Origin of the sequence: Enterococcus sp. C50, assembly GCF_040887505.1 — a bacterium.
GTDB classification, from domain to species: Bacteria; Bacillota; Bacilli; order Lactobacillales; family Enterococcaceae; genus Enterococcus_B; species Enterococcus_B thailandicus.
Window position 1 is genome coordinate 98059 of sequence record NZ_JBFOFW010000001.1, and the last position, 14278, is coordinate 112336.

10 protein-coding genes are annotated in these 14278 nt (G+C 35.4%); 8 read left to right on the plus strand and 2 right to left on the minus strand.

Features of this window, described 5'->3' with window-relative positions:
* Window positions 1-91: 91 nt before the first annotated feature.
* From AB3I20_RS00470 to AB3I20_RS00485, 4 genes are all read left to right on the plus strand, one after another.
* Window positions 92-1042: a ketopantoate reductase family protein gene (locus tag AB3I20_RS00470; RefSeq protein ID WP_368026794.1), complete on the plus strand. Its 951-nt coding sequence runs from the start codon at window positions 92-94 to the stop codon at window positions 1040-1042.
* Window positions 1043-1274: 232 nt separating this feature from the next.
* Window positions 1275-1922: a YfbR-like 5'-deoxynucleotidase gene (locus tag AB3I20_RS00475; protein ID WP_067482237.1), complete on the plus strand. Its 648-nt coding sequence runs from the start codon at window positions 1275-1277 to the stop codon at window positions 1920-1922.
* A gap of 32 nt (window positions 1923-1954) precedes the next feature.
* On the plus strand, window positions 1955-2659 hold the full coding sequence (locus AB3I20_RS00480) for a carbonic anhydrase family protein (protein WP_067482235.1): 705 nt from the start codon (window positions 1955-1957) through the stop codon (window positions 2657-2659).
* Entirely contained in the window at window positions 2656-3570 is a 915-nt protein-coding gene (locus tag AB3I20_RS00485; protein ID WP_075492101.1) for a LysR family transcriptional regulator, read from the plus strand. The genes AB3I20_RS00480 and AB3I20_RS00485 overlap by 4 nt, the downstream gene beginning before the upstream one ends.
* Before the next feature lie 365 nt (window positions 3571-3935).
* Here AB3I20_RS00485 and AB3I20_RS00490 read toward each other — a convergent pair whose 3' ends face one another.
* The gene (locus AB3I20_RS00490) at window positions 3936-5396 is read right to left on the minus strand and encodes a helix-turn-helix domain-containing protein (RefSeq protein ID WP_368026795.1); all 1461 of its coding nucleotides are present in this window, start codon (window positions 5394-5396) and stop codon (window positions 3936-3938) included.
* 681 nt (window positions 5397-6077) lie between these two features.
* Between AB3I20_RS00490 and AB3I20_RS00495 the strand changes: the two genes are divergently transcribed.
* The 3 genes from AB3I20_RS00495 (at window position 6078) to AB3I20_RS00505 (ending at window position 11244) form a co-directional block, all read left to right on the plus strand.
* On the plus strand, window positions 6078-6689 hold the full coding sequence (locus tag AB3I20_RS00495; RefSeq protein WP_067482229.1) for a hypothetical protein: 612 nt from the start codon (window positions 6078-6080) through the stop codon (window positions 6687-6689).
* A 93-nt stretch (window positions 6690-6782) separates the two neighbouring features.
* Window positions 6783-7310 carry a hypothetical protein gene (locus tag AB3I20_RS00500; protein WP_368026796.1) on the plus strand — a complete coding sequence of 176 codons (528 nt, stop codon included), beginning with the start codon at window positions 6783-6785 and terminating at the stop codon, window positions 7308-7310.
* A 52-nt stretch (window positions 7311-7362) separates the two neighbouring features.
* Complete coding sequence (locus tag AB3I20_RS00505) at window positions 7363-11244, plus strand: hypothetical protein (protein ID WP_368026797.1); 3882 nt, start codon at window positions 7363-7365, stop codon at window positions 11242-11244.
* A gap of 366 nt (window positions 11245-11610) precedes the next feature.
* Here AB3I20_RS00505 and efbA read toward each other — a convergent pair whose 3' ends face one another.
* Window positions 11611-13314 carry a fibronectin-binding protein EfbA gene (efbA, locus tag AB3I20_RS00510; RefSeq protein ID WP_368026798.1) on the minus strand — a complete coding sequence of 568 codons (1704 nt, stop codon included), beginning with the start codon at window positions 13312-13314 and terminating at the stop codon, window positions 11611-11613.
* A gap of 251 nt (window positions 13315-13565) precedes the next feature.
* Between efbA and AB3I20_RS00515 the strand changes: the two genes are divergently transcribed.
* Window positions 13566-14165, plus strand: a complete 600-nt coding sequence (locus AB3I20_RS00515; RefSeq protein WP_075491476.1) for a hypothetical protein — start codon at window positions 13566-13568, stop codon at window positions 14163-14165.
* Window positions 14166-14278: the final 113 nt, after the last annotated feature.

A 14278-nucleotide genomic window follows, 5' to 3' on the forward strand; every position in this document is an offset into this window, starting at 1 on the left:
GTCATTTTTGATGATTGATTGCTGACTTTGGTCTGTTTATTATACTGGATGTTCGTTGAATTATAAACAGGTGTTCATAAAAGGAGAAAAAATGAAACTATTAATTTATGATGCAGGTATTCAAGGAAGCTATCTTGCACATATTCTTGCGAAAAATAAAGAGAATGAAGTAACGATACTTGCCAGAGGAAAGACGAAGGAGCATTTAGAAACAAATGGGCTTGAATTAAAACATGTTATTCAGAAGAAAAGAACAGTGGATATAATCAAAATAATTTCAAAGCTAGAACCAACAGATAAGTATGATTTGATTTTTGTCACAATGAAATACAATGATTTTGATTCTGTGATTGAACCGATTGCTAGGAATCACAGTCAGCGAGTGATTTTTGTTGGCAATCAAATGAATCCAGAATTATTAAAAGAAAAAATCGTTCAAAAAAATCCAGCTAAGCAAGTCTTTTTTGGTTTTCAAAATACTGGTGGAACAAGGGAAGGTAACTTAATTACAATTTTACGTTTCAATGGAGGCAAAATGAAAATCTATCTTGATTCCAATGAGTTCGAAATGACTCAGCTTTTGAATCAAGTCTTTGCTCGAACAAATTATCAATGGCAATCAGATCCAACTTTACCTGACTGGCTGAAAAGCCATGCCGCATTGATTATGGTACTGAATAGCTTAGATCTTATTTATCGAAAAAAAATGAAAAATAAACAAGAATTAACTCGCTTATTTTCCATAACGGCTTCAGCATTTAAAGAAGCGTTTACTGTCTTAGAAGAAAACGGATATCCGATTGTGCCGAAGATTCAGAAAAATTTATTGCAAAATGAATTTTTGACGAAAATTGGTTTGAGACTAATGTATGCTACACCATTGATGGCATCAGCTCAGGGAAGTTATACAGAAATCGAGTTGATTATTTGTTCCTTTGAACGGCTTAAAAAAGAAACGGGAACAAAAACACCGAATCTTGATCAATTAATTAAAATCACTGCTCAAGTGAACGAGCGAAAGAGTGTTATCAAAAAGTTTTGATATATTTATTCCGAAAAGTGGAAACGACTCAATAAAAAAGAAAAAAATTAATAAAAAATTGCAACTAATTCTTTAACTCGGCTAACTCATTGAAAAATTATTCGTGCAAGTATTTTTTGTGGAATTTGTGCTAAATAAAAATTAAAAAGCAGCAAATCTAGTTCTTTGTAATTGCATGATGCGAAGAGTAAATGCTATGATTGTTGGAAAAGTATGGAGGAGAGATGGCAATATGGGCTTAAATGAATACCTTTTAGGATTAAATAATTTAGAAAAAATTATTCGTGCGCCTGGCTTCTTCAAGCACACAGAACACACGGTGGCGGCACATTCGTTTCGAGTAGCATCAATTGCACAAGTTTTAGGCGATATTGAAGAAGCTAATGGACAGACGATTGATTGGAAACTGTTATATGAAAAATCTTTGAATCATGATTATACAGAACGCTTTATTGGTGACATCAAAACACCTGTGAAATATGCAAATAAAGAACTACGAGGGATGTTACAAACAGTTGAAGAAAAAATGACTGATGAATTTATTAATCAAGAAATCCCAGAAGAATTTCAAGAAATTTATCGTCGTCGCCTATTTGAAGGAAAAGATGACACGATTGAAGGAGAATTGCTAGCAATCGCGGATAAAGTAGATTTGCTGTATGAATCATTTGATGAAATCAGCAAAAATAATCCTGAAAAAGTTTACCGAGAAATGTTTATTGAATCGATTTTAACAATTAAAGAATTCGATCATCGAGCAAGTGTAAATTATTTCTTTGATTTTATTTTTCCAGAACTATTGAACCAAGAATTTTTCGGAAAAGAAGAGTTTCTAGCAGATATTTCTGCCGCTTTACAAAGAAAGAAACGAACGAACTAACTTTTATGGAAAGACTCAGGAGGACGTAAGCGTTGAAAAAAAATATGGATGTTGAATGGGGCTACTCGGGAGAGCGAGGGCCAGAGCACTGGGCAAGTTTATGTGATTGGTTTGCAAAAGGAGCAGAATTTTCTTTGCAATCACCTATTCCACTTGTTACTTGCCAAGAAGTAAGTGATGTGAAAGAAACGATTTCTTTCCATTATCAATGTCAAAAATTCACAGATAAAGAATTTAAAAACACGATCCACTTAGTACCATTTGACCAAATCAGTTATGTCAAATATCAAGGTGAAGAATTTTATTTGACAGATATCCACTTCCATCTGCCTTCTGAGCATATTATCAATGGAAAACACGAAGACATTGAATTTCATTTTGTCCATACGAATCAGCGTCAAGAAAACTTGGTTGTTGGAGTTATGTATGAGTTGCGACATGAGGATGGCTGGTTTTATGATCGGAATCACGAAGAACGCTGGGACTTAGCAGCGCATGAACATTGGATGAATCCAATCGTATTTTTCCCTGAAAAGAAGAGCCACTATCATTATGTTGGCTCATTAACGACACCCCCAACTGCAGGCCCTATTCAGTGGTTTGTTATGGATCAAGTTGGGCAGTTAAATCAAGACTTCCTGACTCCATTTAAAGGACAGTATGCGCAGCCTAATAATCGTCCGCTACAAGCACTTAATGATCGGAAAATCGACTATTTTGAGGAGTCAAATACATGAATATCCAACAAATGAAGTATGTGATTGCTGTTGCGAATAATGGTAGCTTTCGAGAGGCTGCTAAGAAGTTATTCGTTTCGCAACCTAGCTTGTCTACCGGAATCAAAGAATTAGAAACTGAATTAGGAATCAGTTTATTTACTCGTACAAATCGAGGCGCGTATTTAACAGAAGCAGGACAAGATTTCTTGCAACGTGCAGAAAAAATTTTGGTTCAATTAGAATCACTTGAAAGTTATTATCAAACAAGTGAAACACGCGAAATGTTTTCTGTGGCTTCTCAACACTATGATTTTTTAGGGCCACTGATTGCCAAAATGATGGCAGAATTCAATCAAGAAATCAAACAATTCAGAATCATGGAAACGACTACTGCAAAAGTGATTGAAGAAGTGAGAGAACAGCATAGTGAAGTAGGCGTGCTATACATGAACGAAAAAAACCAAGCTGGAATCATGCGCTATTTACAGCAAGGTGAGCTAGTTGCCAGAACGATTCATACGTTCTCTACACATATTTTTTTGAGACAAGGACATCCACTAGCAAAACAGACGAAAATCCATAGAAAAGAATTGTTAGCTTACCCTCAAGTACGCTTTACTCAAGATGGCAATAATTTTCCTTATTTTTACGAAGATCTGATTGAGATACCTGCACAAGAATCAGTTGTTTATACCAGTGATCGTGGGACACTGATGAACTTAGTACTAGAAACAGATGCTTATGCTTCTGGATCTGGAATTGTTATTGGTGGTATCAAAGATCAAATCAAACTTATTCCATTAGCAGATAGTCAACCAAATCAACTCTGCGTCATTCATTCTGGTAAACGTACGTTGAGTGTAGAAGCACAGCGATTTATTCAAGGTTTAACGGATATACTAACAAGTGAATTAGTAAATAAAAAATAAGTTAGTTATCATTATGAAAAAAGCAACTTCAATTTCCGAAAGCGAGCGTCCAAAGTTAGATTGCTAGTCTAACCTTGGACGCTCGCTACATTTGAAGTTGCTTTTTTATTATGTCTTTAGCCCCAGTTACATTCTTAGATCGTGTGAATGTAACGGGTAGGTGGGTTGATAGTAAAAAGTTCTATTAAAAATCTCTTTAGTCTCGTTAAAAGTCAGTTGTTTAGAGTATATAACAATGAAAGAGGTTGAACAGCTTTGTCCATACAAGGTGATGATGATTGAATCATGTTAAGTGTTAACAGATAGAAACATAATTCTCCTGTTAGATTCCTATTTTTTACAAATCATATAGCTTATGGAAATGGCTACTGTTTCTTTCTATCATCAATTTTTTCTATAAATTTTTGTTGGATGAGCGAAATAAGATCTATCCACCTATTCGAGTTGTTGATGGAATCCAGGTAGAAAAGTATTTGGTCAGTTGATTTTTTTTCAAAACTATCTGTGATTACGATATCAGCTTCGGAAAAATTATTTGTAAAGACAATATTGTTGGTGTTGAAAATTGTTTGGATACGTTTCTCAATAACGTATACGGCTGTAAAGACTTTGGACATTTGAATATATAATTTTAGGGTGGTACTTTTTTTAAAAGAAGAAACAGTGTAAAGCAATGCGGCGATATAATTTTCTAGTGCTTTATCTTCAAAAAGTTCCGCGATTTCTTTTTTGATGCGATTCATATAATCATCATTTTTATTAATATTTAAGTGTGGAACAGGAATCATCAATTCTAAGAAAAGAACGTACTTATCACCAATCAGAGAATAGAGAATATTGAAAATCGTTAAATAATACAAATAGATACCGTTTTCGTTAGCACTGATAGGTTCCAAGAAAACATTTGAAAATTTTGAATATATTTCATTTGCTAGTCGACAAGCAGGGTGATCAAATTCTTGGAATTTTCTTCCTAAATTAATTTTTGTTTCAGAGGAGATCAAATCGGACAGAAAAATTCTTGCGAAAAAGTTGAGATATAGCTTCTCTGAATCTGCTACATTTTCTGAAAGATTTTCAAACGGACTTTTATTAAATAGTTTGGTTACATCGTAGCTCTCTTGAAAAAGTTTCAGTAGGTCATAGAGCGAATCATCAGGGTCAATAACTAGAAAGTTATCATTTAAAAAGCGTTGTTGCACTATTTCACTAAATAAATACAATGCATGATTTTTGGTTAAAGAAATTGCAGAATTACTATTATCAAAATTTACGATTGGCGTTGTGGAATCAAATGGCCACTCCATTCCTTGAAAATTATCTTGCAAGATTGTATATGAAAACATGCGAAGACAAATTTCGTTTCCTTTAAGAGAGTAGATTTGATTTGTACTGTTGACAGATAAATCAAATTGAGAAAGATAACCATTCAATTGTGAACAGAGTTTCAGTAAATATGCTTCCGAGATAAATAAATGATCGAGAATTTGTTGCTTTGAAATACTGTAATTTGTAAGCAATAAGACACAGAGCCTAAAAAGAGTAGAGTTATTGGAGAGCGCAAGTTTTAGCTGATAAAAATAAGTGATGATATTATCTGAAAACATTGGGTTTATCGAGATGATGCCTTGATTATTTGAAATAATAAGATCATTTTCATTTTTAGTATGCTCAACGAAGTAGTTGTTCAATTTAATGATATCACCTTTGATCGTTAATTTTGGAATAGCTATTTCTTCTGATAGAAGCGTCAAGGTAGTACTTTTATTAGTAAGTATTATGTGTAAAATAATGAGTTCGCGCTCAAAATGATTTGAAATAATCATAGTATGCCTCGTTTCTATTTTGATATTTCTATTTGATAAGAGAAGAACGATGTCTAAAGATATCTATCGTTTTTACGGTGAGATAGAAACCTATAAATAATGCTCTTTTATTGAATATTGAACTGTGAAAAATGGTTGTTACAGGTCAATTGATTTTTTGTATCATTATCGTTATTAATTTAGCTTATTTATCAGACTGATTATACCGTGTATATTTTATAGAAAAACATTTCTTTAAGAACATCTTCAAAGTAAAAAGATGGATTAACTCATATACTTGTTTTATTTAATGTTATCTCATAATACAATAGTACTTCTTTTCTTTAGGAATCGTCTAGTCAAAAAAGCATACTTTTTGATTGATTCAGCTTGTTTTCCAAGTATCATTTTTCCATAAAATGAGAAAAATATTTATTTGTAGTAGTTGCATATACAATTTTAGTCTACCGCTCTACCTGATTTGTATTGTCTCAATTGTCAGATAAGATGATAGAATTTTTATTGAACCTACTTGTTATTTGTTATGTGACATTTTTAAAATAGGAGGCTTAATTCTATTTACGCGTTTCTTTTATTTATAGACAAAGATCGATGAAAGAACGACTACTTAACCAAGCTAACTGTTATGTAACTGAAATAGTAAAGAAGGTTCTAAAGAAAAGAGGAAAGAGGCGATTTAGAATGATTAAAAAGTTGTTAGTAAGTACTTTGATTCTTGGAGGAGTAGTTGCTTTTGCACCAACAAATGTAAGTGCATGGACTAGTGGAGATATTGATCCTAGTGATACACCACAAGTTGTCGACGGTGTCGAAACTGGAGATGTAGCTGTAAATGGTTGGATTGGTGAGTGGGATGAAACAGATCCAGGGTCACCAACTGATCCTGAAGATCCATCAACTATTAATGTTACGATTCCTACAAAAGTTTTATACGCTAATAGCGTAGATGGCCAGGGTGCACCGACGGCTAGTATTATTTCACCAATCTATAAAATTGAAAATAATTCGACTACAACTAAGTTGAGTATTGCGGTGGCTAATTTTGCTTCAAAAAATGCAGTGGATGTTAAGCAAGATTTGTCAATAAAAGCTTCCAATGGTGCTGAAGTTGCATTACACAAAAAGACAGGTCAAATGTTGTCTAAGAAAACCTATTTAACTTCACTTGGAACAGATGCAGTTGATACATTTACATTCGTAGGTTCTGTTGATCCAAGTTATTTTCCAGCAAGTGGTGATGCTGCATTACGTCCCGAATATCAAATGGGTCTACATTTTACTGCTATCAAGTAAGCATACTGTTGTAAGAGTCCTTTATGAGGAAACGTAATTAAAGAGGTGAAAGATTTTTTTCTCTCTTTTATTCACGAGTAAGGAGCGTTACATATGGATAATATCAATAATCAAGAAGAACAAAAAAGGAAAAGAAAATTAATTGTCTTACTATTTTTAGTAATCCTCCTTTTAGCATCAGGTATGACAGCATACTTTCTGAAGAATCGTTTTTTTACGGAGCCCAGAGTAATTAGTGGGTTGCCTGAGTTAGAAACAGGTCTTGAAGTGATGAGCGATGAACAGATGTTGAAATTCATGCAGTCAGAAGTAGATAAAGACAAGATCAATATTAACTTGAAGCATGAGATTTCAGTCTCTAAAGAAACGAATGTTGCCCAACTTGCAGTGAAAAATAAGCCAACAAATGCGTACAGTATTCAAGTGGAGTACTTATTGAAAGAGGGGAATGAACAACTATATAAATCTGGTTTGATTCCCACAAATCGCCAACTATCTGAAGTAAAGCTGAAAAAAAGTTTGTCGGAAGGTAGTCATGAAGTAATGATTATCTATACGATTTTTGATGAGGAAAAACAGATTAATCAATCGACTATTGATGGCGTTCTGTATGTCAGCTAACGGAAGAGATTTCATAGTTAGGAATGGTGGTGAAGAACTGGGGAGATAGAAGATGAAAAATAAATCTAAAATAATTATTTGTTTCATGCTAGGCTCGGTTCTGTTCGGAAATTTTTCTCAAATCATCAATGCCGGCAGTTCAGCAGTATGGGCACAAGAAAAAAATAAAAGTCTAGAACCAATTCAAACTGAAGAAGAACCTGTACCAGTTAAATCAGGTGAGGACCAAATAGAGTCTGAAGAAACAACAGAGGCAATCCAAAGTCAAGAAAAAGTCAGCTTGAACGAAGAAAGTAATCAAGTAGAAAACGAAGATACTTCACACTCTGCTACATCTTCTGAAGGACAGTCAACTGAAAATGAAAATAATATGGAAGTTGACTCTACCAATGACTCTGCCAATAAGTATGCTGAATCAAAAGATGATAGGACAATTATTGCAGAAGCTATCGAACAAGAGATTATTTTGGTGACACAGCAAGCAGAGCTTGATATCACCAAAATGTACAAAAATGTAACATTGGATGATGGATCAGCTATTGATGCTTCTGACGTAGAGGCATATATTGTCGCAGCTCCCAAGTTTGATTCAATGGAGGCATCAGAAAGCCATATTCAACTTTCACTGACACGAAAATCCAATAACCAATCAACTACATTATGGGTGCCAATCAAGATGAAATGGGCGAGTACCATCCAGCTTCGAGGGTTAAGTGATTATACCGCAGGTGCATATACCTTGCGTCAGAAAGATGGCTCTTACTATATCCGTTCGAATTATGGGGAAACCGATTTCTATCGTGGTACAGGCGTGGACAATAGTTATCTTAGTACACCTTATCACTCAATTACTTTGTTAAGAGGATTGGGCAACATCGATCAGTTGAGTAACATCTACTACAAAGAAACAAAAGGTACTAATACTGCCAGAGATGTGGTAGAAGATTTTGGAACAGATGGGCAACAATCTGTTCAACTAGGTGATGTCGTCAAAATCTGGCATAGAGAACAAAAACGAAATTTCTATACGAAAGATGAGAAAAAAATTGCGTACTCAACTAAGGACGAAGACAGCACGTATTTCGCAATCACTGCTGATGGTTTTGTTCCTTATCGCTTAAATCAATTAGAAGTCAAAGAGTCAACGATTTTAATGAGCACAACGAATGAAGAGCTGGATCAGAAAAAAGACGATTTGCTTGATTTTCTTGGAATGAATGGAAATGGACTGAAAGTTTCTAAGATTACGCAATACCCAGACAGATCGAAGCCAGGAAAATCGACAGGTAAAGTTTTAGTCGAGGAAACCATTGGCGGAGTCAAGCTAAACTACGAATATGAAGTGACCTTTAATGTAACAGATGATCGACAAATCTGGGCAGATGTGGTTGAACAAACGATCGAGCTTGGAACATGGTCAGGAGAGATACCTGACGTCTCAAAGATGTTTACCAATGTACGTCTCGAAGATGGATCGGCAATCAATGCTTCTGAGTACACGGCGGAGATTACCTCAGTTCCTAGTTTCGATAATATGACGGTTACGGACAAAATTAGTGTGAAAATCACCCGTAAGTCAAATGGTACGGTGACTTATTTACAAGTGCCAATCAAAATGTCGTGGGGAAATACCATTCGACTTCGAGGCTATGATAATGGAACAAGTGGTGCGTATACCCTTCACAGAGTAGGCAACTCTTATTATATTCGCTCCAGCTATGGAGAAAACAAAAATTATAGAAGTAACGGTATCCATGAGTATCGTAAAGGAGCAACATATCAGTCAATCGCGTTACTAAGAGGAACCGGAAGAATTGACCAATTAAGTAGCACGTATTATATGGGCTTCAACGGTGAGGTTACTACTGATAAGGTAGTCAGTAGCTTTGGAACGAACGCACAGCAGTATGTTCAACTGGGAGATGTCGTCCAAATATGGCATAAGGAACAATGGCGAAATTCTTACATTAAGAATGGTAGCAATACTCAATATTCAGACATGGATGAAGGAAGCGTTTATTTTGCAGTAACGGCTGATGGTTTTATCCCGTATCGTTTGAATCGGTTGGAAGCAAAAGAAACAACAATCACGACCAAAACCACCAATGCGGAGTTAGATAAACAAGCAGGTGATTTGATTGATTTTCTTGGAATGAACGGGAATGGCTTGAAAGTGACCCAAATCACGCAATATCCAGATCGTTCACAAGCAGGAAAAACCACAGGGAAAGTCTTAGTGGAAGAAACAATCGCTGATGTAAAATTAAATTATGAGTATGAAGTGACTTTCAATGTGTTGGTTAATTTGTCGGCAGTTGGAAAAACGATTGCTGACATTCCTTTAGGGACAACGTTATCTGGCGCAGCTAAAGATTATGTTGATGTGACTGCCAGTCCTGAATCAGCAAATCAATTAACATTTGAATGGGTTGGTGAACCAATTAGCGGGACAACTGTTGGCCAGCATCAAGCAACTGTTCGTGTCACAAGCCCAACTTATCAAGTTTCTGTAGATGTCAAAGTTGACTACACTGTACTCTATGAGAATAGCATTGTCATAGGAAGCGACCCGAATATTGGTCTTAGTTTGCTGGATGAGGGTGGTATGCCCAAATTGAGCGCAACACCAGGAACACCAAAAACCAAATTAACACTACGCCCATTAGTCAATATTTATCGTGGTTCAATGACGGAACTAGTTTGTTCCTTACAAACAAATACTGTGTACCAAACGCCTGAAAATTTGTCAGATAACTGGAACCAGCAATTACAAGCAAGCGGTGCCCAATACGGTGACGTGCTATCAGCCTCAGCTGCACATAGAGATAAACCAACTTTACAACTTAATGGGGCAGAAACATATACGAGTCGAAATGAAGTGTTAGTGAAAGAAGCTGAAGGACAGACGGAGGCTTTCTATGAATTGACACCAAATGGTTATTCTTTATTACACGTTAATTGGTTGAAACCACAAGTGCAAGAAATTGAACAAGGGACGACAGAAGCAGAACTGGATCAACGAATCAATGAATTTCTTTCGACAGAAAACTATAATGAACTGTCAGTGAAAGAATTCGAAATGTATCCAGATACATCTAAACTTGGTGGAAGTATGGCTGTAATCAGTGTTGTCGAAACGTTGAAGAGCGGAAAAACATTTGCATATAGCCACACGGTACCATTTATCGTCAAAGCACCGAAGTTAACGCTGGCTGCAGATCTAACTGTTGAAAACCTGTCAAGAAGTGAGGAAGAAACCAATGTTGGTGATGAATTACTTTATGTTTACACGCTAACGAATAATAGCTCCGTTGCGTCACTTAAGTCGGGAAATCTTTCAATTGAGTTACCAGAGGGATTGGAAGTCGTGACACGAAGTGAACAAAATGTGAGTATTGATGAGCTAGCACCTGGTAAAACTTTTACTTATCAAGTAAAAGTAAAAGTGACAGATGCTGCGTTGAATCAAAATCCAGTAGTTAAAGTAACAGGAAAAGCAACAAATGAAAGTTCAGTCGAGCAAGATATTCCAGAAGCTTCAATCGAGGTTCCTGGGGGAATTGTTAACGAAATTGATACTTCGGAAATCAACCTAACAATACCAACAAAAATGAATTTTGGTTCAGACGAAGAAAAAATCATCTCACCTGTTTACAAAATGGAAAACAATTCAACTGTATCTGTCGAAGTCAAGGTTGAACAGTTTGCTGCCGACGAGAATTTAAAAGGAAAAGAGTTAGCCCTGAATCTCATTTCGAATAATAAAAAAATTGTCCTTTATGAAAATGAGAAAGGATTACAAAAATCAGAATCGTTAGGAGTTCTAGGCTTTAACGAAATAAAGACAATAGACTTTGAGGGATCCGTTAAAGAGCAAACTGAACTATCAAAATCTTCATCCACTATGAATTTGAGATTTAAACCGATTTTATAAAACATGTATAAGATGTTTAAAAAGTAAAGATATTGCAATGAAAATAGGTCTTAAAGGGAATAAGTAGATAGTCAGCTTCTTTTGTCTATTTTTATAAAAAACAAGCGAGAACATCTGCTACTAACATATAGCTATTTTTTAGGTTCATTGTGACGAAAACAAGCATCGTATGCATCTGTTTCTTCAAGATGCGATACTTGGTGTAGCAAGTTGTGCTTACAGACCATATGAACCTAGCACATAAGTAAAAAGGTGCCATCAATTTCCCAAATAGGAAATTTGAAGGCACCTTTTTTGTTTTGAAAAAGTTGTTCTTTTCGCAATTATCATGAATCGGTTAAAGACATGACAATGATTGATTAACTCTTATTGTTTTTTCATTTGTAAAATTATTTCTTCAACAGGGGTCACGATAATCGTTTTCTGATTTTCATAAATAACGAATCCAGGTTTGGAGCCATTGGGTTTACGAATATGTTTTACTTGAACCAAATCTACAGGAACTTGCGCTGAATGACGATATTTTGAGAAGTAAGCAGCTAATTCTGCTGCTTGAGTAATCGTCTCATCAGATGGCTCGTTACTTTTGATAATCACGTGTGAACCTGGGATGTTTTTTGCATGGAGCCAGTAATCTGATTTTTTCGCAGTTTTCATTGTTAGTAAATCATTTTGTAAATTATTTTTTCCTACCAGAATTTGAGTACCGTCTTCAGCAAAGTAAACATCTGGTTGAGAAGGTTTCTTTTTCTTTTGTTTTTTAGCAGATTTCTTTTTAAAGTACCCTTGATCAGTTAATTCTTCTTTGATTGCTTCAATATCCATTGGACCTGCAATTTCAAGTTGAGCTAAGACAGAATCGAGATACTGAATTTCGTCTTTGGCTTCTTGGATTTGTTGGCCAATTAGTTTAACGGCATTCTTTAGCTTTTGATAACGGTGGAAATACTTCTGTGCGTTTTGGTTAGGTGTTAATGCAGGATCAAGCTTAATGGTCAGAGGTTGATCTGCTTCGTAGTAATTCGGTAAAGTGACTTCTGTTGCACCACGTGGGACTTGAGTCATAAAAGTGGTCAACAGTTCGCCATTGCGACGAAAATCTTCAGCATTTTCAGAATCTTTTAGTGTTTGTTTTCGTTTTTTTAATTTATTTTGATTTCGTTTACGCTCGTTTTCCATTTTTCGAATCAATTCGCTACCTTGCTGTTTGGCACGGTCTTTCTCTGCTTTGTCATGATAAAAACCGTCAAGCAATGTGCTCAAGGTTGAGTAGTTTGTTATTTGATCAGCAGTTTTCGCAATTGATTGATAGGAAATGGGGGTAAAGAAGTCTTTATTTTTTGCTTCATAAAGCGTAGGGGAAAGTTTATCATTCAACTCATGGAAAAAGTTTTCCCAAACAGCCATTTTTTCATTAGGTTGTTCTGTCAAGCGACTTGTTAATTCTTGTGCTGTATCAAAACCAAGACCTTGGAAATTTTGCTGTAAAATTTTTGGTGTCAGTTCTAATTGGGAAAGACGTTGAAAGATTTTTTCTTTTTCTGCTGAAAATGGATTTAATTGTTCTTGTTTTGGTGGAGCAACATACGTAACACCAGGAATCAGCGACCGATAAGTATTTTGAGAGCTTCCGATGTGTTTGATTGCATCTAAGATTTTTCCGCTTTCCCGATTGACCAGTACAATTGTGCTATGACGACCCATCAGTTCAACAATCAAAACAATATTTTGTAAGTCGCCCAGCTCATCTCGTTTTGTAAAATGAAAATGAATGACACGGTCATTTTCAACTTGTTCGATTTTTTCTAACAAAGCACCATCCAGATGTTTTCTTAGCATCATTACAAAGTTAGGGGGGGTGTCAGGATTCTGATAATCAATTTGCGTAATCTGAATTCGCGCATAGCTAGGATGAGCGGATAATAACAAACGATGATTGGCTCCGCGCGAGCGAATAACTAAAATAATTTCATTTTCATAAGGTTGGTGAATTTTGGAAATTCGACCAGATAATAAGGTATCACGCAACTCACTAACCATTGCGTGGGTAAAAACACCGTCAAAGGACATAATGCTTCCTCTTTTCTTTTCGTAATTAGTTTCATTATAACGAAAAACAAGTATAAAAACCAATAGTGGCGTAATGCCAGTAAAGCGCTAGTCTATTTACGTACAAGTTTCTAGTGATTCATCAGTGAAAAGAATCTATATTTTGCATAAATAGTAAAAATTTCTGAGGGAGACGCAATTTTTTTCGTCAAAGTGCTAATTTATAGGTATAATAAAGAAAATGAACAAACAACATCGGAGGAAAAAGCGAGGTGTTTATTATTTGGGGAGAAATAAAAGAAAAAATCCAAGAAAGCTGGACGCAATTTGGTGACGCGTTTGCTGAAAATCCAATCAAATATTTTTGGCGTGCAGGTGGCTTACTTTTTTTATCACTGTTGTTAGCAGGCTCAATGATTTTTTTACCTGAAAAAATCAAAGCAGATCAAGTAGATAGTTTGGTGTATTCAACGATCACCTCTGATAAAGTCAAAGGGTTTGATTACAGTAATGCCAAGCAAACAATTGCTGATAGCAAAGCGATATCAGTCATGTTTTGCGTGCCAAAAGGTGAAACCTATGAACAAGTCTTGTCTATTTTTAATGATTCAAAGAAAATGGAAGAGTTGAATCGTCAAATTTATTTTTATCCTCTCATTTATGACGTTGCTGAGGAAGAAAAAGAGTACGGGATCAACAGGGAACAAATCACATTTATTTTTTTTGATGGCGGTAAGGAGACGAACCGAGTCGTTATCGGTAAGGAAGGAATCACGGATGTTTCAAAAGAATTAGTACCGGAGTTGAATCGCCTTCCATTAGCAAATATTAAAAAACTTGAACTTGAAATGACAACAGACTCAACACAATAATTTGCACAATGCAAATATTTCTATTGACGAATAAAAAAAATTCGATTAGACTTAAATCAATTATTTGACGAAAGGGTGAACCACAATGAACTTATCAAACCAAACTTTACTAG